The 21,086-nt window shown below is 69.3% G+C and carries 12 protein-coding genes; 10 read left to right on the plus strand and 2 right to left on the minus strand.

Going from position 1 to position 21,086, the window contains the following annotated elements:
- Positions 1-207: 207 nt before the first annotated feature.
- From QZY48_RS17410 to QZY48_RS17455, 10 genes are all read left to right on the plus strand, one after another.
- Positions 208-2,118: a hypothetical protein gene (locus tag QZY48_RS17410; RefSeq protein WP_295433329.1), complete on the plus strand. Its 1,911-nt coding sequence runs from the start codon at positions 208-210 to the stop codon at positions 2,116-2,118.
- The gene (locus QZY48_RS17415) at positions 2,111-4,141 is read left to right on the plus strand and encodes an AAA family ATPase (protein WP_295433332.1); all 2,031 of its coding nucleotides are present in this window, start codon (positions 2,111-2,113) and stop codon (positions 4,139-4,141) included. The genes QZY48_RS17410 and QZY48_RS17415 overlap by 8 nt, the downstream gene beginning before the upstream one ends.
- A 56-nt stretch (positions 4,142-4,197) precedes the next feature.
- On the plus strand, positions 4,198-5,538 hold the full coding sequence (locus tag QZY48_RS17420) for a hypothetical protein (protein WP_295433336.1): 1,341 nt from the start codon (positions 4,198-4,200) through the stop codon (positions 5,536-5,538).
- A 56-nt stretch (positions 5,539-5,594) separates the two neighbouring features.
- Positions 5,595-6,965, plus strand: coding sequence for a hypothetical protein (locus QZY48_RS17425; RefSeq protein ID WP_295433338.1), 1,371 nt, complete (start codon positions 5,595-5,597; stop codon positions 6,963-6,965).
- Between the two features lie 2 nt (positions 6,966-6,967).
- On the plus strand, positions 6,968-11,116 hold the full coding sequence (locus QZY48_RS17430) for a hypothetical protein (protein ID WP_295433341.1): 4,149 nt from the start codon (positions 6,968-6,970) through the stop codon (positions 11,114-11,116).
- 31 nt (positions 11,117-11,147) lie between these two features.
- Complete coding sequence (locus QZY48_RS17435) at positions 11,148-11,432, plus strand: hypothetical protein (RefSeq protein WP_295433343.1); 285 nt, start codon at positions 11,148-11,150, stop codon at positions 11,430-11,432.
- Positions 11,433-11,439: 7 nt separating this feature from the next.
- Complete coding sequence (locus QZY48_RS17440) at positions 11,440-15,846, plus strand: DUF4157 domain-containing protein (protein WP_295433346.1); 4,407 nt, start codon at positions 11,440-11,442, stop codon at positions 15,844-15,846.
- Positions 15,847-15,864: 18 nt separating this feature from the next.
- Entirely contained in the window at positions 15,865-16,380 is a 516-nt protein-coding gene (locus tag QZY48_RS17445) for a hypothetical protein (protein WP_295433349.1), read from the plus strand.
- 125 nt (positions 16,381-16,505) lie between these two features.
- Complete coding sequence (locus tag QZY48_RS17450; RefSeq protein WP_295433352.1) at positions 16,506-17,939, plus strand: DUF4157 domain-containing protein; 1,434 nt, start codon at positions 16,506-16,508, stop codon at positions 17,937-17,939.
- Between the two features lie 72 nt (positions 17,940-18,011).
- Complete coding sequence (locus QZY48_RS17455; protein ID WP_295433355.1) at positions 18,012-19,196, plus strand: ISAs1 family transposase; 1,185 nt, start codon at positions 18,012-18,014, stop codon at positions 19,194-19,196.
- A gap of 23 nt (positions 19,197-19,219) precedes the next feature.
- On the opposite strand, the gene QZY48_RS17460 is transcribed toward QZY48_RS17455, so the two are convergent.
- Both QZY48_RS17460 and QZY48_RS17465 read right to left on the minus strand, forming a co-directional pair.
- Complete coding sequence (locus QZY48_RS17460; protein ID WP_295433359.1) at positions 19,220-19,843, minus strand: formylglycine-generating enzyme family protein; 624 nt, start codon at positions 19,841-19,843, stop codon at positions 19,220-19,222.
- Positions 19,844-20,057: 214 nt separating this feature from the next.
- Positions 20,058-20,963 (minus strand): Rpn family recombination-promoting nuclease/putative transposase, encoded by a 906-nt coding sequence (locus tag QZY48_RS17465; RefSeq protein WP_295433362.1) that lies wholly within the window; start codon positions 20,961-20,963, stop codon positions 20,058-20,060.
- Positions 20,964-21,086: the final 123 nt, after the last annotated feature.

Raw genomic sequence — 21,086 nt, forward strand, 5'->3', positions numbered from 1 at the left:
CGTTGTCGTTGTCGTTGTCGTAATCGAGGTTATCGTATCGCCCGGATTCCCTCGCACGTCAGGTTGCAGCGATTCTCCGATTACGACAACGACAACGACAACGAAAATCGCGCTACAGGCAGTCCCTGATGGAATTGTTTAACTTATCGGTGAACCGTTCCTAAACGCGCAATAGGCAGCCGACCAGTGGAAAACACGATAAAGCGGATGCACACGCACTACCGACTGCCGGCCCGGGCGGCCGACGGCCTGCGGGCGCGCCTCACCGCGGTCCAGTCGCACCTGCTGGACGAGGCCCTGGCGGCGGCCCTGGAGCAGGCCGGCGCCCGCCCCGAGGAGGAGATCTGTATCCGCCGGTTGCGGGTGCCGGTGCGGCTGCGCGGCGTGCGCGGCGACGCGGCCCTGGCGGCGGACTGGGCGCAGGCGATCGCCGCCGCCCTGACCGAGACCCTGGCCCGGGACGGACCTGAGCAGGCGGTACGCTATGGGTCGCGGATGCACGCCTGGATCGATTGCGCCCTGGGTGTCGCCCGCGGCGATCTGGGCCGCGCCTGGGCCTGGCGCCGGCTGGGCCTGTGGCGGGCCGCCGGGGATCTGGCCCCCGCGGATGGCGCCGCCGAGCTGGTGCGCGGCCTGGCCTTCGCCCCGGACGCGGTGGTGCCGGTGCTGCTGGGGCTCGCCGCGCAGGGGGCCCTGAGTCCGTTGGCCCGCCGGCTCGATCTGCCCTCCTGGACCCTGCTGGCGGCCGCCGCCCTGGACGCCCATGCGGCACCGCGGGCGCTCCTGGACCGGCCCGCGCCGCCCGACGGGGCTGTCCCGGCGACGGCCCCTGACGCGACCGCGGCGCCGACGGCCCTTACCCACGCGGAGGCGCCCGGCGGCCCAACTGCAACGGCCCCCTGGGACGACTCACCCCTGCTGGCCCTGCGCGAGGTCGCGGCACCCGGCAACGCCCGGGCGCTCGCCGTGCTGATCCTGCTCGCCGCCGACCCGGCCCTGGGCCGCCGGGGACTCCCGGGGGCCGGCCGCCAGGTCGATTGCCTGGCCCAAGACCTGCTGGATGCGGCACCCGCCGATGCCGGGCGCCGGGAGCGGCCCGCGACCCCCGGGGTCCAAGGGCCGGACTCACCCGCATCGCCCGGTTCACCCGCGGCGGCCGACCGGCCGCGGCCGACGGCCGACCCGGCGCCCACACCCGCGACCGCGGACCCCCGGGGTTCCGGACCCGACCCCGGGCCCGTCGGCGGCGAGCCGCCCGTGCCCGCGGCAGGCGACACCGCGACGCCCACGGTCGCCTCCGAGGATCGGCCGGGGGAACGGTACGCGCAAGGAGAGCCGGCCGCCGCCCGGCCCCCGAGCGGCCCGGACCCATGGCGCGGGACGGCCGATCGGCCCCGCGACACCGACCAGACGTTGCCCGGGACCGGCCCCGCCGGGGCCGTCCGCCCGCCGGACCCGGGGTTCGTGGTCCCCGAGCGAGCGCCGCGCCAAGGCACCCCGACGCCGCCGACCGGGCCGGTCGCGGGGGACGCCCCCCGGGCCGCGACCGCGCCGGACCGGGACCCGGACCGGGACCCGGACCGGGACCCGGACCGGCAGCCCGCTTCCCCGCTGGTCCTGCGACGGGAGGGCCGCACCGACTGGGGCGGTCTGCTGCTCCTGCTCAACGTCCTGGAGCCGGCGGGCCTGCTAAACCCGCAAGCGCCCTTGCCCCCCGGGCGGACCTTGCGCTGGACGCTGCACGGCCTGGCCCAGGCCCTGGCCCCGGTCACGGCGGACGACCCGGCGGCGCTGGCCTTCGCCGGGCTGGCCCCGGGCGCCCGCCCCCCCTCGCTGCACGGACCCGCGGCGAGCGATGTGGAGCGCCGCGCCATCGCCGAGTTGCGCGCCCGTGTCGTGCGCTGCCTGCACCGGGTCCTGGAGGCCGACACGGAGCACCCGGAGGCGGTCCTTGCGCGGGTCTGCCGCCGACCCGCCGTGATCCTGGCGGACCCGGGCTGGATCGAGGTGCGCTTTGTGCTCGCCTGCTTGTCCACGCAACTGCGCCGCGCCCGGCTGGATCTGAACCCGGATTGGCTCCCCTGGCTGGGCACGGTGGTGAGGTTCAGCTATGAGTAGCGCAGCGGTGCGGATGACGCGCGAGACCGGCATCCTGGCGGGGCGGCTGGCCGCCCTGCTGGAGACGATCCTGCCGGGTAGCGGCGGCGCCGGTCCCCTGGCCGCGGGTCAGGCCTTCCTGGAGTCCTCCTTCGCCGCCGTAGCGCAGGGCCAGGACCTGGCCCAATTCCCGGGCTCGGCCCTGAGCCGCCCAGCGGCGGCCGCCGGTCCCCACCCCATCGACCGCCTGGCCCTGGCCCTGGGCCTGCACACCCCCGCGGACGACCGGGTGGTGGACTTGATCCTGCTCGCCGGCCTGCCTGAGCAGCACGAGGGCTATGCCTCGGTGCTGCGCGCCCTGCACCCCCGGGGTGAGCCCTGGCTCCCGGTGGGGCTGGCCGCCCAGCTCCTGTTTCCCGCCGACGCGCAGCGGCTCGACCTGCGCGCGGCGCTGGAGACCGGTCCCCTGGTCCGCCACGGGGTGCTGCGGCTCCTCGGGGAGGGCCCCTTCGGCGAGCGCTCGATCGGTCTCGGGGAAGGCCTGTGGTCCTGCCTGCTGGGACTGGACACGACCCCGGCGCGCCTGGAGCGCTTCGACGTGCGGCCGGACCCGGGCGTCCCCCTGGCGTGCCTGGCCGAATGGCTGGCGCAGCCCCCGACCCAGCGCGCCGCCGCCACCCTGGCGGCCCGCACCCCCTGCACCCTCATGGTTTGCGGCGACGCGGACGAGACCCTGCATTGGCGCGGCTGCGCCCTGGTGCGGTCCGCCGGACGGGAGCCCTTTGGTCTGCTGCTGCCGGCCGGGGCGGACGCCGACCTTCAGCGGCTCGCCCAGGCCCACGCGCTGGTGCGCGGGGCCGTCCCGGTGGTGCGGGTGCTGGAGTCCGTCCGGGAGCCCGACCCCGCCGGCGCGCCGCCGACCCTGCTCCCGGACTTTCCGGACACCCTGGTCCTGTGTGCCCGCCCGGGGTCCGCGCCGTCGCGTCCGGACCTGCCCTTGATCGCGGTCCCGGTCCCGGCCCTGAGCGCGGCGGCCCGGCGCTCGATGTGGCAGGCGGCCCTGCCGGCCCTGTCCGCGGACGCCGCCGAGCTGGCCGCCCGCTTCCCGGTGGAGCCCCCGGTGGCCGCCCAGGTCGCCCGCGACCTCAAGGCCCTGCAGGACGCCGGGGCCGCGGCGCCGACCCCCGACGACCTGGCGAGCAGTCTGCGCGCCCGCGCCGGGCTCAACCTCAGCAGCGCGGTCAAACTCCTGCGCCCGACCGCCACCTGGTCCGACCTGGTGCTGCCCGCCGATCGCCGCGAGCAACTGCGCGAGGCGGTGGATCGACTCAGGCTCCAGTCCCGGGTGTTGGACGACTGGGGCTTCCTGCCCGGCCGGGCCGGGGTGCGCGGGGTACGCCTGCTCTTCAGCGGCCCGCCCGGGACCGGCAAGACCCTGTCCGCGGAGGCGATGGCGAGCGCACTGAGCACCGATCTGCTGGTGGTGGACCTGTCGCGGGTCATGTCCAAGTGGATCGGCGAGACCGAGAAGAACCTGGCGGCGGTCTTCGACAGCGCCGAGCGCGCCCAGGCCGTGCTCTTTTTCGACGAGGCGGACGCACTCTTCGGGCGGCGCACCGAGGTCTCCGACGCCCACGACCGCTACGCCAACCTGGAGACCGCCTATCTGCTGCAGCGCCTGGAGCGCTTCGACGGACTGGCGGTGCTCGCCACCAACCTGCGCCAGAACATCGACGCCGCCTTCAGCCGCCGGCTGGAGTTCGCCATCGAGTTCGAGGAGCCGGACCGGGAGAGCCGGGAGGCGATCTGGCGGGCCCACATCCCAGCCGCCGCCCCGCTGGCGGCCGAGGTCAATTTCTACGAGCTGGCGGCCCTCTACCCGGTCGTCGGCGGGCTGATCCGCAACGCCGCGGTGGCGGCGGCCTTCCTGGCCGCGGCCGACGGCACGCCGATCGGCCGCGAGCATCTGGTGCGCGCCATGCGGCGCGAGTACGACAAGGCGGGGCGCGCCTTCCCGGGGCTGCCCCTGGGACTCACCCTCTGACCTGATCCCGGCCCGTTCAACCAAAGACCCAAACACGCGATGCGGAGCACCCCACCATGGCCGATCCAACCACCCTGAAGGACCTTGCGCACACCAACCTGAGCGCCGCACAGGCGCGCACGACCGCCGCCCGCGCCGAGTCCGGCGCGGCCCAGACCGCGGTGAGCGACGGGGTCACGGCACTGACCGCTGCCGCCCAGGCGCTCGCCGCCGCCGCCGCCGACGGCCAGCGCATCCGCACCGAACTGGCCGCCATCCCCACGACCGCGGACGCCACTCCGCTCCTGCAAGCGCTCGACACGGCCACCATCGCCCAGCGGGCCGCGGAGGCGGACATCCTCGCGGCCGAGCGGACCCTGGCCCTGGCCCGCGACCGGCTGGAGCGGGCCGCACTCGCCCTGCGTGAGGCAGAGTCCGGCCGGGTGCGCGCCCAGACCGAGGCCACGGCAGCGGACCGGGAGGCCACACGGGTGGCCGCCCTGGTCGCGGCTCTGGGTCAGCCGCCCCTGAAGACCCTGGCGGCACAAGCGACTGCCTTGCTCGGCTCCGCCGCCGCGACCGCCGCCGAGACCGCAGTCGAGAAAGACCTCCCCGCGAAGCTGCTGGAACGGGCACGCAGTCGCGTCACCATCGCCCGTGAGCGGATCAGCAACACCGCGGCCGCCCGCGATGCCTTCGCCGCGCAGATCCAACTCCAGATCGCCGACCACGGCAGCACCGCGGACCAACTCGCCGGGCCGCGCGCCGAGTATGCCGCCGCGCTCGCCGGGCTGGAGTCCTATGTCGGTGGGGCCAAGCAGCGCCTGGATCGCGCCCAAGGCGCACTGACCCGGCTGGCGGACCCGGCCCAAAAGGCCGCCCTCACCGCCGCTCAGGTGACCCGACTCAATGACCCGGCGCAGGCCGCGGCCCGCGAGGCCGCCGCGGACCTTGAGCTGGCCCTGGATGAGGCCCGCCGCGACCGGGAGGCAGCGGAACAGGCACGGGACCTGGAACAGGCGAAGAAGGCCGCCGGAGACCCCGATACCCTGGCCGCCAAGGAGGCGGACCTCGTCACCAGGAAACAGGCCGAGACCGCTGCGAAGGGGGACTACGACCTGGCCCGGCAGACCCTCCTGAGCGCATGGGAGGCCGCGGCACCGGATGGGACCTGGGCCGACCTGCTCGCCTATGACGATGCGATGAAGGCCTTGGACGAGCTGGCGACCCAGGCACCGAGCCCGCCGACACTGGCGGCCAAGGAGTCCAATCTGGTGGCCGCCCTGGTGGCACTCGACAAGGAGCAGACCGCCCGCGCCCTCTACGCGGCGCAACTCGCGGCGCGCACGGCGGCCGCGACCTTCGACGCTGGCGCCGCCGAGCGCATCGCCTTCGCCGCCCTGCGCGGAGATGCCTGAGCGGCCTCGCCCGCGTCCGGCGTCGCAAACGCCACGAACCATCCGAAGGAGTCCCTATGGCCGACACCACTGAACTGGCAAACTGCGCCGCCGACGCCCTGCTGCCGACGAGCCCCTTCTACGCCCTGCATTACCACTTCGGCATGCTCCTCGGGGTCGAGGACTTCGACACCGAGCAGGCCTACCACCGGGGCAAGTCCAGGCTGCACAACGCCTGGCTGCACCGTGAGGGGGTGGTGTGGGGCCTGGCGGTGGTCGTGGACCCCGAACACGACGAGATCCGCGTGACCCGCGGCCTGGCCCTGGACTCGGCCGGGCGGGAACTGCATCTGGACGAGGACCTGTGCCTGAGCCTGCCGGCCTGGCTCGCCGCGCTCCCGGCCGAAGAGCGTGTGCGCCTGGCCGGAGCGGACGGCACCACACCGTTCGAGGCCCATTGCACGATCCGCCACCGCGCCTGTCTGAGCCGCCAGGTACCGGCCCTGATGGAGCCGTGCGACGGGTCCGGACGCGATACCGCCTATTCGCGGGTCTTCGAGACGGTGGAGATCCGGCTGCTGCCTGGATTGGCCCCGGCGCCGCCGGTCCCACCCTACCACCGGGTGCGCCTGCTCCTGGGGCTGGCGGCCGCCCGCACCGAGGCCGCCGACGGCAAGCCGGCCGCAGAGGAGGACGCCGCGATCCTCAAGGCGCGCGACGACCTGCTCGCCAAACCCCAACCGGAGCGCCTGGCCCTGGCCTTGGAGCGGCTGCGCGATTGCGCCGCCTGGGACACGGCGGACCTCACCCCCCCCAAGAGCGCCGCCGGCGAGGACTGGCTGCTCTTCCCCGGTCCGGACGCTGCCGGCCTGGTGCTGGCGAACCTGGAGGGACTGACCCTGACCCGGTCCGGCGACGCGCTGCACCTGAAGTCCGGGACCCCGAACTACGCCCCCCGCCCCTCCCACCTGGCGACCCGTACCATCCAGGAACTGGCCGCGGCGGCCTTCTTCTGCTGCACCGCACCCACTGCCGCGTCCGGCCCGGAATCCGCCACCACCGCGGCGGCAGCGTCGGCGGCGGTCACGCCGGGCGGACCCCAGGCCGACCCGCGACAGGTGCTCTTCGACGGCCAGCAGGTGCGCTTGCAGGTAACCGCCGACCTGCACCCGGACAGCGTCAAACCCGCTGCCTTCACCGTTTCGGGTTTCACCGCCGGGTTCGGCTGGAAGGTCCACAAGGTGTCCGATGCCCTCTTTGAGCCGTCGGACCGCTCGGTCACCCTGTGGCTGTCGACCAAGGTCACCGGCGATCTCTTGCGTTTGGTCGCCCGGGGTACGGGTCCAACCCCGCTCCTGGGGGCGGACCTGGAGCCCTTTGCGGGCGCCGTCGGCGACCCGCCAGCGCCCGCCGGGCGTGACTTTGTCCACATGCAGAAGGGGAGCTGACCATGGCCGTGCCCACTAACTCCACGAGCCCCCTGGTGCTGATCACCGGCGCCGACGGCATCAACCTGATCCCGGCCGCGACCCCGCTGACCCGGCTCAACTATTTCGACGGCAAGTTCCTGCGCGCCCAGGACCTGGAGTCCGAGCAGCGCTACCTGCGCCAATTGGCGGCGCTGGGTAACCAGGCCGGCGGGGCCGGCGTGGTGCATGGCCTGGAGCTGCGCCTCATCGGCGGGGACCAGCTCCAGGTCTTGCCTGGGCTTGCCATTGACCCGGCCGGCCGGGTGCTGCTGCTGCCCCAGGACTATGCGCTGTCGGTCTCCGCCCTGATCGAGGCCTCGCGCGGCCTGGCGGCGACCGGGGCGGCGACGGCCGCCGGGAGCGCCGCCTTCAATCCCTGCGCCAAGACGGCCGTCGGCACCGCGACCCTGGTCCCCGAGCGTTCCTGGTACCTGGTGACCATCGGCTTCGCCGAGGCCCTGTGCGGGGAGGAGGACGTCTACGGCGCCCTGTGCGAACAGGCCTGCGTCACCACCACCGACCGACCCTACAAGGTCGAGGGCGTGGTCCTGCGGGCACGTCCGCTGACCCTGTCCACCCCGCTCCCGGCCGCCGCGGCGCTCGCCCTGACCGGCGTCCACCTGCGCTCACGGCTCGCCAGTGCATGGTTTGCGGACGAGGCCCTGGGGCTCGGCGAGCCGATCTCCGCCGATCGCCTGCGCGCCGCCCTGTGGTGCGGGGGCGCGGTGGGGCCCGGCGCGGGCGAGGTCCCGCTCGGCATCCTGGTGCGCGAGGGCACCGTGAGCCGCTTCGTGGACCAGTGGACGGCGCGGCGCGAGCGCATGGAGACCCCGCCCAAGCACTACTGGCAGTGGCAGTTGGCCATGCGCCCCTGGGCCGTCTTCATGGCCCAGGTCCTCCAGTTCCAGTGCCAACTGCGCGACAGCGTGAGCGGCGTCCCGGCCGGTGGCGGCGGAACGGACGACCCGTGCAGCCAGGCCAAGGCCCTGATGGCGGAGGCCGTGGATCAGGTGGAGCGGATCTCGGCCTTCTATAAAGAGACCACGGCAGGCCTTGCCGCCCTGACCGCCGAGACCCGCAAGTCGATTTTTACCGCCAAGCCGGACCTGGCCGAACTTACCCGCTTCCAGGACCGGCTCAAGACGGCCCAGGCGGTCTTCACCCTCCTGCCCCAGGAGCGCCAACTCATCCATTGGGGTCTGATCGAGTTGCCGAGCGCCGGTTATCTCCCGGTCGTCCCCGGCGACAGCCTCTCGGTCAACGCCCAGGTGCGCCGACTCTTGGGCGAGGGGCTGGACCTGCGCTTCTGCATCGTGCGCCCGGACTTCGTGCCCCATGCACTGGAGGAGGCCCAGCACATGGAGCGGATCTCGCTCCTTCAGGGGCTGGATCACCCGGAGCGCAAGCCGCGGGTCGATATCCTGGTGCCCAACGGGCGCGTCGCCCCCGGCCGCGATGAGACCGGGCGCTATTACGAGATGCGAGTCAACCTGATCCCGGACAACTTCACCGCGCTCGCGGTCTCCGCCGCCCTGGGCGAGCGGCTGGAGCAATCCAAGTTGGCCTTGCTCGACGCGGGCAAGGGGCAGACCAAGACGACCCTGGCCAACCAGCTCGACCCCGCGGTCTTCGAGCGGACGGGCGAGACCTTCCATTTTCAAGGCGTGGGGCGCGGCGAGGCGATCCCCGGCCGGGGCCTCGCCTTCCACTACGCGGGCCTCACCGACACCTTTGAATTGGAACCGGTCAAGGCCGCGGCGGCAACGGACGTGACCGTCGCCGTCGCGGGCGACGCGCAGACCAACCTCCACCTGCTGCGCGAGGCCCCGGCGAGCGCAGCGAACGGCGCCGCGACGCCCCCCGAGGCCGAGCTGTCCGGCGCCGAGGGTATCGAGACCGGGGGCGTGCGGCTCGATGACACCCGCTACACCATGGACCCGCGGCGCTACTGGATCGGCGAGCGGGAGCGGGTCGCCGGGCTGCGCTCCTCACTGTGGGTTTCGCTGGCCCTGGCGCAGGACCCCACCGGGCTTGCCCGCGGCGCCCAGACGCGGGCGACCGGGGAGGTCTATCTGCTGGTGGTGCGGCCGGAGAAGGTCGCGGCCACCCGGCCGGCCAAGGCCGAGACCCTCGGCACCAGCCGCCTGCTGCTGCGTGCCACCTTCACCGGGGACCTGCGGGTGGACAAGGTCCTGGCGCGGGGCGCCGGGTCCGAGACCATCCAGGTGGACGGGGAACTCGCCGGTGAGGTCTCAATCACCATGCAGGTGGGGACCAGCGAGCGAGTGGGTAAGGTCTCGGAGGTGGTGAGCCTGCACCTCTCGGAAGCGGTCAGCATCCTCAAGTCCCCCACGGCGTTGGGGCCGACCTACCTGATCGAACTGAAATCACCCGCGGCCCTGGGGCCGCTGGTGGCCGAGGTCCAGGTGCAACGGGAATGGACCGCGGCCGACACCGCCGAGGTCCGCGGCACTGTCGCCCTGCGGATGCCGACCGGCCGCATCCCGGGGCAGACCAAGGCGGAGGAGTTGCAACTCGCGCGCGCCCTCACCATCAACACCAATGCCGGGGCGGGTGCAGCGATCGCGTCGGCGGCGACCAAGGTTGCCGATCGCCAACTCTTCCGCGCCTGGCAGACCATCAATGCCGCGGTGACGCAGCCCGCCCACCCGGCGCACGAGCGCGCCATCCGCGCCATTCGGGCGATCGGCACCGCGCTTGGCGGCACCCGCTTCGCGGATCTGAAGGCCGCCGCGCTCTTCCCACCGCCGCCGCCGACGACCGACGGGCTCACCGTGCTCGGCACCCTGGACTGGGTGCTGTTCCACCGGCGGCGTGACAAGACCTGCCGGGACGACACCCCGGCCGCCCCGGTAGCGACCCGCGGTTACGCCCTCTACCAGGTCACCCTGGAGCACGCGGAGCAGGTCGACCAGGTTCAGCGGGCCATGGCGGCCAACGCGACGGCGACCCTTGAGCGGTTCAAGCCCGATTTCCTCCAGGTGGTAGAGTTCGCGGCCGGGGTGCAGAGCGTGCTCACGCCCCAGGCCCAGGTCCGCGCCACCTGGCGCCAGGACGTAGGGGCGGCGGCTGGCCCCATCGTCGGCGGTGCCATCGCCAGCGCCGGGGCGGCCGTCGCTGAAGGTGAGGCGCTGGCCCTGGAGCGCCTGGAGTCCCTGGTCGACGTGGTGCGGCCCGAGTCCGGGCTGGCCGCGGCGCCGGACTATGCCGCCCTGGAGCGGGTGCCCGACCTGTTCGGCAGCGCCCGGCAGGATGGGGCCATCCTGCTGCTGACGGTCCCGGTGAAGGTGGAGACGACCTGCCACCGGGTCTATTGGCTGACGCCGATCCCCAGCAAGAACCTCGACGGGCAACTCGCTGCCGGCAACCTGGCAGGGCTGCCTGGGATCGATGGCTGGGTCCCGCCGATGACCCATGTAGTGCAACTGGTGGTCAAACCACTCGGCACCCTGAGCTTCCAGGGCGAGGACCCACAGGTCATTGCCGGCACGGAGTCGGCGACGGTCCTGACCAACTGGACGGCCCTGGCCCTGGACTGCCCGCCGGCCCAGGTCTGGAGCTTCCGGCGCGCGGACGCGGACGCAACGGGGGACGCCTTGATCGGTCAACGCGGCCTTGCCATTGCAGGGCTCCTGGGAACCGATGATCTTGAATCCAAGGTGACCATCAGCAGCGATCTCCCAGGAATCTGCCCAGTTATCACCCTCGTGAGACCGCTCGCGGTCTGCCTCCAGACACACCGGTTGCTGGGCAACCTGGAGCGGATCTTCGAGATGATCCAGAAACCGGACATCGACGGCCTGGTGCTGGGGCCGGACTCCACCCGGCTCGGGGACCTGACGGTTTGCCCGAAATCCGGCAAGGTCTTCGGCGGATCAGTCGCCGCACTTGGCCCGAACGCCTTGCCCGTGGGCATCTGGTTCGCGGTCAAACCAGGCGACAACCGGGTCCCGGCGGGGCTGGCCGAGGCCGTTATCAAGGACGACCTGATCCAGCGCCTGGGCCTTGCGGCCGCGGGGATCGACGTGACTGAACTGCATCCGGAGACCGCCGCGGACTGGCCGAGCGACTGCCCCATCCTGGCGTTCGTCGTGCTGCGGGAGGGTTGACCATGACCATGACCATGACCAGGAGCAGGACATGAGGCACCTACTGCCCACGGGCAGCGAGCACGCTCCGCCGGCCAAGGCCCCCGCGCCCAAGTCCGCGGCGCAGCGCGCCGAGTCCGCACCGGCCGGCGCCTGGCGCGAACTGGCGCCGGGTGCTGCCGACAAGCGGCGGGTGAGCCAGCCCGGCGACCCGGCTGAGCTACAAGCGGATCGGGTGGTGGTCTTCTACCTGTGGGCGATCCGCAGCGGTCAACCCCCGCACGACAGCCACGGACGCCTGATCTCCAATGTGCCGGGGGCGCGGGTGCCAGCGTGAGTGGGTCATGATCTCCCTGGCGAGTAAAGAGGGCACGAAGGCCAAGACTCAGACGGCCGCGTCCACGAAGCCTGCACCGGCGAGCCCGGCCCAGGCCGCGACCAATCCAGTGTGGACCCGGCTCGCCCTCGCGGGCGTCCGCCCCAAGCTAGCCGTGGGTGCCCCCGACGATCCGCTGGAGCATGAGGCCGATGCCCTCGCGGAGCGCGTGCTGCGGATACCGTATCTATCGGCAGCCGCACGGCAGGCGGCAATGCCCTCGCTCAGGGCCCTGACCTTGCAACGCAAGTGCGTGGCCTGCGAAGAAGAGGAAAAGGACGAGAAGCTTCTGCGCAAAGTGGGCGCTGGCGAGCCCGATAGCCCCGGGACTGTGCCGGCCATCGTCGATCGGGCGTTAAGCACCCCGGGCCAGCCGCTGGAACCTAAGGTCCGAGGGTTTTTCGAGCCGCGTTTCGGACAGGATTTTTCCGCCGTGCGGGTGCACACCGACGCTTTGGCGGCGAGCTCAGCCGCGGCCATCGGCGCGAATGCCTTTGCCTACGGCAATCACATCGCCTTTGCCGCCGGACGCTACGATCCGCGAAGCGGCACGGGCCAGCGACTCATCGCCCACGAAATTGCACATGTGCTGCAACAGCCGGGATATGTCGCGCGCGATCCGGACCCACAAGCGCCCGACCAGAAAAAATGTACCACGGGCGTCACCCCCGGTGCGGCGCGGGCCGATCCAGACAATCGCGATTTGGGACCGTCCGGCACCTACTATATCCAGGGTCCGGTCTACAAGGGCGAGAGCGTAGAGCTCTATTGCGACCTCGCCATCCAGGCATGGATACCTTGGCGCTTCGGCGTCGGCAAACTGTCTGCGGCCGTGGCCAGCCGGATCCGCACCGAGGCATCGCTGCGGGGTTGGCATTGGACGAACGGAGTCGTCCCCAAAGAGGGCTGCCAGGCCCAGGCAAGGATCTCGATGGACTCGATGAACCGCCTAGTTGCATTGGCCGGGCGCGATCAAGCCGCGAGCCAGGCAGGGGCCAAAGAGAGCGAGGCGGGCCTACCCCCGCTGCCGCCGCCCGAGGCCATCTACGACGAGGAGATCGTCGTCACGGCATCGCGCGACCCGGACGGTCCGAGCACTCAGGAAACCAAGAAGCTCGATCCCCGCGTGGAGGCGGAGAAGGCACTCGACCCCACCAGCGTCTACGAGGCCGGCGCGCCCGGTGCGAATAGACCGCCGTTTCCGGCACGCATGGAGGGCCCGGAAATGGAGGTGCCGAACGGCATCGGCGCCTACAAGATGATCCTCGAATATGCCTGGGCCACCAGCGACCCGCTGCTGCAGCTGGCCTATCACATGAATGCAGTGAGCTACACCTGGGAGATCTTCAACGTTACTCAGATGATTCGGGCCGGGATGGGTAAAGGCGTGCAAGAGGAGGCGCGCCGGATGCACGAGAGCCCGCAGGCACAAGCGGCCGCCGGCGGGGCCAATCGCCAGCACATGCTCAACGACGTCGACCAGCTTTCGCAGGAGAGCACCCGCTCGCTGCAGGAGCTGCGCAACCCGCGGCAGGCCGCCGAAGGCCGCAGCGCAATCGACGTGATCACCCGCACCATTGCCAATAAGTTGAATCTCGAGTTATTGCCTGCTTCGGAGCTCATCGCGGCCGGCGGCTGGCTGGTTCGCGGCTTCGCCAGCCTGCTGGACACCTATTCGCAGGAGAAAGAGATCGGCTTTCCCAAGGACCAGGGCTACTACCTGGTCCGCTGCATTGCGCAGCCATCCCCGCGGGGACCGAACAACTCGGAGCGGCGCGCCGCCAGCGTGCGCGCGCAGATTGTGGAGGTCCGCTCGCCCGAGAGCCTGGCGAAGAATGCGCTCTACATGCCCGATGCCGCCATTGCCGAGCTCCAGGCGAGCAAGGCATTGACCTCGGACCCGGCCGAGATTGCCCGACTGGACGCCCAGATCGCCAGGATCGCCGAGCAGTCAGGCAGCATCCGCCGGGACGCCAAGGGCAATATCGTCGAGGAGAAGCCGGCGGGCGATCTGGCCGTTTACCTGAGCGGGCTGGTCGACGAGAAGCAAAAGGAGTACGACCGGGCGCCGTCCTGGCAGAAGGACCGGCTCGATCGCGAGCTTCAATCGCTCAAGCAGCGGCTGGAGCAGGCAACCAAGAATCGCGACGGAACCATTGGTGTCCACCACCGGCCGCGGGTGGCCTTCACGAGCGTCATCACCGGCGAAACCTATCCCTTGCTGATCGAGCTCTCCGAGGTCGAGGCCAAGAGCGGCTCCCGGGTGCGGCTAATGGATTTGACTGTCCCCGACCGGCCGCCGATCGACCGCAGCGGGACTGACCTCGATCAGGCGATGACTTACGCACTGCGCGGCCTCGGCGAAAGCGGCCTGGGGCGGGGCACCCTAGTGGTCCGCCTGCCCACTACCTGGCCCGGCGGGGCGCGCGAGCTCCCGCCCATCCGCACACTCGATGGCCCCGAGGCGGTAGTCAAGCGCCGGCTCGCCGATCTGGCGACCGCGCTGTTGGTGCTGAGCCTGGTGGTACCTGGGGTCGGCGAGGTGTCCATGGTCATCGCCGCCGGACTCGCGGTGGAACGTCTGGTCAGCCGCGCCATCAACGGCACCCTGCGCATCGACGCGGAGTCCATCTCCGATACGCTGGCGATACTGGGCGCGGTCGCCCAGGGCGCGCAGCTCATTGGCCGACTGCGTATCGTCAAGGCCGGCAACTCTTTTATTGCGGCGGCAAAGACCGGGGAGCAGGGCGCCATTGAAACCGCGGCGAAGGCGCTGGAAGCCGCCCGCAAGGCCGGAAGGATCCTGGATGCCACCAGCCTGGTCGCCAATGTCGGCGGGCTCATTTGGGGCGACCTGGTCACCATCGACGAATTCGTGCAGTTGGAGCGCGACGAAATCGATGGGAAGATCACGCATTCGGAGGCGCGTCGACGCCGCGCCGATATGCTGTCGTCGGCAATTACCAACCACGGCATTATGCTGGGTGGAATACTGCGTCCCCACGGCGCGGAGAAGGCCTCCGGAGTGGAGAAGCCGCCGCCGGAGAAGGTGGCCCCCGCGCCCGGCTCCAAGCGGGCCGGACCGGAAACGCTACCGGAATCGACCTTGGAGAAGCGGGCCGGCGAAGTCCCTGCCCCCACAGGCCCTGGCAAAACCGCGCCCGAGCCCAAGCCCGACGGGGTAAGAGCGCGCTTTAAGACCCCCGACAATCTGCACAATATATTCATCCTCAACGACGGGACCATCTACCGCTGCTCGCTCTCCTGCGGCCAGCTCCGCACCTGGTACGACAGCTATCTCAAGGCCCAGCCGGAAGGCACCCGGCGCCAGCACGCCACCCAGCTCGACAGCCTGCTGCAAGCCCTGGAGGCGCGCGCCGCGGCCGGCGAGAATACGCCGGCATTGAACGAGGCAATCGGCAAGCTCGATGTGGCGATGCGCGAATTCATCGTCCCGGATGTCGCCGCCGAGCTGCAGCGCGGCTCCGAATCCCGCAAGCTGGTCAAGCCGGGCGAAAAATTCCTCGGCGAGGACCAGGTGCGGCACTTGCTGAAGTTCTTTAACCTGGACGAGATACAGGCGCTCACCGGCGCCAACGGGTTAACCTCGGCGGAGAGTATCCGCCGCTTCGCCAGCCGCTCGGAGGCATTCCTGGGCCAGGTCAAGGATCTGACCGGCCGCCTGGGTAGACCGGTCGACCAGATCGCCAAGGCGTTCGAGGGGCTTGCCAAGGCAGGGACGAGCGAAGCGGATGTGATGGGGGTGCTGAACGGATTCACGGCCAAGGCCGATATTGCCGCGCTCGGCACCTTGATCGACACCATGGCCGCCAGCGGCAGCCGCGGGGCCGAGGCGGCAGACTTTGTCGGGCGGGTGGCGCGCATCCGCCAGGTAAAGGGCGTCACAATCGACCTCCCTGAGCTGCACGCCGCATTCGAGCGCGGCGACGCCATCCTGGACCACGGAGATCTGCAAACAGGCAAGTTCCTCAACGATATGGTCGGCGGCGAACGCGCGGTGCTCGGCGAGGGGCGGCTGGATGTCGGAACCGGCGGGGGCAATATGCCGGCATCCTTACCGCGAGCGCTCGACTTTGTCATCATCGAGACCGAAGGCACCTTCCGCTTGGTGCTGGGGCAGGAGCACACCGGGCTGTCCGGCGGTCGCGCCTCGGTCTTCGCCGCCGGCACGCTCAGGTTCAATAAGCAAGGGGTGATCACCGAAATCAGCAACAATTCGGGCCACTATCGGCCTTCGTCCGCGAACCTGGACCGCGCGGTTCAGTTCATGTACGACAGGGGCATCCTCTCGCGACAGGTCGACCCGGCTACCGGCCAAGCCGCACGGCCGGTTACAGTGACCTACATCAGGTAATGGAGGAACAACGCAGTGATGACTGAATCGGCAGCAAGACTCATCGGCGAAATGACGGGCGACGTCGAGGTCTGGCGGACCGGACTGGAGGTGCCGCTCGAGCCGAAATACCGCGGCGCGCTCGAGTCCGTCGGCGCGGTTCCATTCATGGCCGAGCTATTTCGCCGGCGCGGCGACGCCACCCTGTCTCATTGGTTGATCCAGTTGGCGTTCTTCTGGAAGGATCTGTCCTTCGCAGATTGGAAGCAGGTACTGTATCGCATCTCCGATGACGCCACGGTCGTCTATCGCCTGGTCCCGTTCTTCACCGAATTCCTGGCCATCGACGTGGTCCGTGTGATTCGGGAAGACCCCGGCGTCCATGAGACCGCCCGAATCTTCGCGGCGGCCGGATTCCCAGACGGGGGGCCAAAGCCTGGATCAGCCTGGGTGAGTGAAATCTGCGAAGAGCAAGGGATCGATATCCGCCGACTGTGGCGCCGACTGGCAGATGAGGGCGCGCCAATGAAAGTCGACCGGACCCAGATCGAATGAAAGGAAACAACTGTCCGCGGGAAAGTGCCTCCGGCCACCCTGATCCTGCGGCCACCTCCGGACCGCGCAGCGGCGTCGCCCGCTGGCGCATGAACCGGCACCGGTCCAGCACGTGAGGGTTCGCCATGCATACAGTCACGACCCAGCCCCGAACGTTTCAGTCCGACGCCTTGGCAGATAGGCCGGGGAACAAGGCACAAGCGCTGCGCAAACCCGCGCACAACCCGGTCTGGTCGCGCCTGGCCTTCGGCATCCAGCCAAGGCTCACAGTCAACGCGCAAGGCGATGTGCTCGAGCAGGAAGCCGACCGGGTGGCGGACCAAGTGCTGCGAATCCCGGGTCCGGCACACCGCGGCGACGAGCCTTCGTCCCTTGCTCTGCGCACTCCCATGGCACAACGCAAATGCGCCGATGGCGCAGAAGCGGACGTCGAGCAGCAAGTTCGCGGAAACGCGGGTGATGCGCCGGCCGCTGTCCCGCCCTTCGCGCGCGCAGGGTCAGGTAGCCCCGGCGAGCCGCTGGACCCAACCGCGCGGACCTGGTTCGAGTCCCGTTTCGGCCGCGATTTCAGCGCCGTGCGCATTCATACCGACGAGCGCGCGGCCGCCTCGGCGCGGGCGCTCGGGGCACTCGCATACGCCGCCGGGCCGCATATCGCGTTCGCCGACGGGCAATACCGGACGAATACGGACACAGGCCGCCGGCTTCTGGCCCATGAACTGACTCACGTGATTCAGCAGCAGGCCGCAGGGGCGCCGCGTTTACAGCGGCAACCGCGCAGATCCGAGCCCAAGCCGCCGCCCAAGCCTCAGGTGCCGGCCAATCTGCTCGCCGCGGTGGATTTGACCAAGATGAGCCGCGACGCGCTCATCAAACGTCATGACGACATGGCACGCTGGTATGCCAAGAAGGGACTCAGCAAGGACGAAAACAAGGCGCTGAAGGCAGGCATCGCCGAGATCGGCGGCGAACTGTCGCAGCGGGCGCTTGCAGCGACGGGCGGTTTCTCCGACAAGGCCATTCCCAAGATGAAGCGAGGCGACCTCGTCTCGGGCGACGACGAGCTGTCGGCATGGTACGCCGTCAAGGGATTGGAAGCAAAGGCCAATAAGGCATTGAAGGGCCGCATCACGAGTGTTCGCGCCGAACTCGCGGAACGGGCCTTGCAGGCCGGGCGAACCTTTTCCCCGCAAGCCGCGGCAAAGATGAAGGCGTATTTCGTGGAAACCCTCGAAAAACGTCGGACGGTGACGGACAACGAAGGGCAAGCCGCGGCCGAACGACAGTTTGCCTGTATCAATGTCCTGCGCGCCGGAATGACAGAGTTGTTCGGCGACAAGACCGGCTTGACGATGACCAAGAATAACACCATGGAAGAGACGATGGAGCAGCTCGCCAAAGCCGGTCGCGCCTCATCTGCCCACGTGATCAAGTACGCTTCGGTGAAGGGAACCGTCATTGGCTCCGGCAGCGGGCTGAGGCCCGATCACCCCGAGACCAGCATCTGGGACCATTTGATGGGTGAGGTGAAGGGCAGGGCAATCGCATCAGATAATTAGCAATTACTGTTAGACGAAACACGAGGATCACGTGACAATCCACTGACTTTTCTGTCTTGTGGAGTGGCGACGATGTGCGAAACAACCCTGGATCGGTCGCTGGCCGGGCATTTTTCCGCGCTGGAAGACCCGCGCTGCCCGATCAAGCGCCACCACAACCTGATCGACATGGTCGTCATCGCCATTGCGGCAACGCTCTGCGGCGCGGACGGCTGGGTGGCCATCGCGCAGTTCGGACGCACGAAACGGCCGTGGTTTGCGCAGTTTCTGGAGTTGCCCAAGGGCATCCCGGCCCACGACACGTTCGGGCGGGTGTTCGGGTTGCTGGCGCCGGAAGCATTCGAGACGTGCTTTCGCGCCTGGGCGACATCGATTCGTGACGTGATCCCCGGCGAGATCATCGCCATCGACGGCAAGACGCTGCGCCGCTCCCACGATCGGGCCAAGGGTCTGGCCGCGCTGCACGTGGTCAGCGCGTGGGCGACGGCCAACCGCGTCGTCCTTGGGCAAGTCGCCACCGACGCGAAGTCCAACGAGATCACGGCGATCCCGCAGTTGCTGGCGTTGCTGCGTCTCCAAGGCTGCATCGTCACCATTGATGCAATGGGCTGTCAGACCAAGATCGCCGAGCAGATCATCGAGCAGGGGGCCGACTACGTGCTGGCGCTCAAGGGCAACCAGGGCACGCTGGCCACCGACGTCGAGGAGGCGTTTATCGATGCCGACGCGCGGGATTACGCGGGGGTCGACACGCAGATGCACGAAACCCACGAGCATGGCCATGGACGGGTGGAGACCCGCCGCTACCGGACCTTGGGTGATCTCTCCGGCGTACCGCGCAGCACCCTGTGGAAGGGCATGAACATGATCGGCATGGTCGAGTCGCAGCGCGAAGTCGCTGGCAAGATCACCCGCGAAACTCGCTTCTACATCGGCAGTATCGCCACCGACGTGGCCTGCTTCGCCCGTGCCGTGCGTGATCACTGGGGCGTGGAGAACGATCTGCATTGGAGTCTCGATGTGGCCTTCCGCGAGGATGACTGCCGCGTGCGCGCACCGGCCGCCCGCGAGAACCTGGCCGTCCTGCGCCACATCGCGCTGACGCGGCTGAAGAACGACAACACCAAGCTCGGCATCAAGAACAAACGCTTGAAGGCCGGATGGGATGAACGCTACTTGACGAAGCTGCTCTTTGAAGCACCGGATGCCAAGCCAAAAACACGTGTATCAGATTCTCCGAATATTAGTGTAGCGTGATGCGATTGCCCTGGTCAGGCCCCCTAGCCGGCCAGCCTGGCCCGCCTTAGCTCGGGACCTAGGGCAAGCCGGAAACCGGCAAGCAGGAAGCGGTTGCCGTGGTCGACGCAGCGGCGGTACGCGGAGCGCAGGTACCGCGCCTCGAAGATCCAACTGCCGCCGCGCAGCGCACGCCCCACGCCTGAGGCAGGACCGCCAGGGTCGGCGATTGGCCCGACCTCATAGTCCCCCAACCAATCCTGACACCACTCCCAAACGTTCCCGTGCACCTCGCAGAGACCCCAGGGGTTGGGCGGGAGGCTGCCTACCGGGACCGTCTGCTCCCGGTATCGACCCTTGCCGCCATTACCATAAGGGTGATTGCCATCGTAGTTGGCCTGGTCGGTCGTGACAGTCGCACCAAAGTGGAAGGCGGTCGCGGTCCCGGCCCGGCAGGCGTACTCCCACTGCGCCTCGGTCGGCAGCCGATAGGACCGACCGGTTTGCTCAGACAGCCATTGGCAGTAGGCCAGCGCGTCGTTCCAGGTCACATGGTCCTTGAGGCATTGCACGGCCCCGGCCATGGCGTTGCCGCCCGGCAAATCGGCCAGGAACCCGATGCCCAGCGCCCGGTCGAGCCCGGTCCCGATGATCCGCCCGACCGTCATACCGGTGTGCCCCTTCGCCTGCGGTTTACCCGGGGGGATTGTACCGCCCCGGGGCAGGGCCGCGGCAAGGGTGCGTCACCCGGAAAGGGCGGTGCTCACGCCAAGGCGCAAAGCTGGCCGAGGGTTTTCAGTGCGTTATCCAGAATCCGGGAAGTGCTCTCACAAAGACACTAAGAACACAAAGAAAAACAGCGCATTGAAGGCGCTGGGCCGATCACCCTGCGGGTGATATCATCGAATTGCCATCCCGCAACTCCTTGATCTGCAACTCGCTCAAGCCAGTCTTCTCGGCCAGCAGCCGGTCATCGGTGATCAGCCCCAGGAGACTGCGGGCAATGCGCAGCCGCTCCTGCTGCTGCCCCAGTTTTCGCCCTTGGTGCATCCCCCAGCCATAGGACGACTGCACCATGCTGGCTTGCTGGTGCAAATCGTCCTGATAACGCTCATAGGCCTGCCGTTCGGCCTCCGGGAGTCTCAGGATATCCAACTGCTCCTTGGCCTCTTGCAGTCCCCGCGCCCGGAAGCCGTCGGGCACCTCCTCGTGCTTGAGGAAATAGATCCACTCGTCCAACGAGTCGCGGGCCACGTCGTCGAACTGGTTGACCTTGATCAGATAGTATTCCGGGAATAGCGCATGGGGTTCCCGGCGCTGATAGAGGTCCTGCTGCGCCTCGCTCAGTTGCAATTCATCGTGGCGATGCATCCCGATAAAGCGGGTGGCGCCGTGATAGACATAATCCTCGCCCTGCCCCAGGTCGAAATACAGAATACTGACCGAAATGACCTTGACGACCTCGCCGTAGGGCTGGCCTTCCTGGAGATTTTCGACCAGGGTGCGCGCCGTGCTGTGCAGTATCCGCTGCAGATAATCGAACTGCCGCTGGTACTGCACCTCGATCAGGATGATCTCGCCCCCGGCATTGCGCGCCTTCAGGTCCACCCGGTTCTGTTTGTCGAGCGCCGTGTCCTTGTTGCTCTCGCCCTCCAGGATTTCGAGGATCTGAATATCCTCGCGCAGCAGCTCGCTCAAGAACCCTTCGAGAATGCCGAAATGGGCCTTGCTGCGCAGCAGGCGTTTCATGGCCCAGTCGAAGCTGATCAGACGGCGGGGGCGGGTCATGGGCGTGGGCCCGCGTATGACGCCGGTTGGTCGCGGCGGCGCCGTTCAATGCGTGTTGGTTTCATCGTCGCTGCTCCCTTGGATTCATGCCTGGGATCAAGAACGGTGGGCGGACCGGGTTTC

The sequence above is a fragment of the uncultured Thiodictyon sp. genome (assembly GCF_903828115.1).
Classification (GTDB): domain Bacteria; phylum Pseudomonadota; class Gammaproteobacteria; order Chromatiales; family Chromatiaceae; genus Thiodictyon.

Coding starts and splice junctions, on each gene's coding strand:
- QZY48_RS17410 (WP_295433329.1), top strand. CDS start 208: ATGCACACGCACTACCGACTGCCGGCCCGGGCGGCCGACGGCCTGCGG.
- QZY48_RS17430 (WP_295433341.1), top strand. CDS start 6,968: ATGGCCGTGCCCACTAACTCCACGAGCCCCCTGGTGCTGATCACCGGC.
- QZY48_RS17460 (WP_295433359.1), bottom strand. CDS start 19,843: ATGACGGTCGGGCGGATCATCGGGACCGGGCTCGACCGGGCGCTGGGC.
- QZY48_RS17455 (WP_295433355.1), top strand. CDS start 18,012: ATGTGCGAAACAACCCTGGATCGGTCGCTGGCCGGGCATTTTTCCGCG.
- QZY48_RS17445 (WP_295433349.1), top strand. CDS start 15,865: ATGACTGAATCGGCAGCAAGACTCATCGGCGAAATGACGGGCGACGTC.
- QZY48_RS17440 (WP_295433346.1), top strand. CDS start 11,440: ATGATCTCCCTGGCGAGTAAAGAGGGCACGAAGGCCAAGACTCAGACG.
- QZY48_RS17465 (WP_295433362.1), bottom strand. CDS start 20,963: ATGACCCGCCCCCGCCGTCTGATCAGCTTCGACTGGGCCATGAAACGC.
- QZY48_RS17435 (WP_295433343.1), top strand. CDS start 11,148: ATGAGGCACCTACTGCCCACGGGCAGCGAGCACGCTCCGCCGGCCAAG.
- QZY48_RS17420 (WP_295433336.1), top strand. CDS start 4,198: ATGGCCGATCCAACCACCCTGAAGGACCTTGCGCACACCAACCTGAGC.
- QZY48_RS17425 (WP_295433338.1), top strand. CDS start 5,595: ATGGCCGACACCACTGAACTGGCAAACTGCGCCGCCGACGCCCTGCTG.
- QZY48_RS17450 (WP_295433352.1), top strand. CDS start 16,506: ATGCATACAGTCACGACCCAGCCCCGAACGTTTCAGTCCGACGCCTTG.
- QZY48_RS17415 (WP_295433332.1), top strand. CDS start 2,111: ATGAGTAGCGCAGCGGTGCGGATGACGCGCGAGACCGGCATCCTGGCG.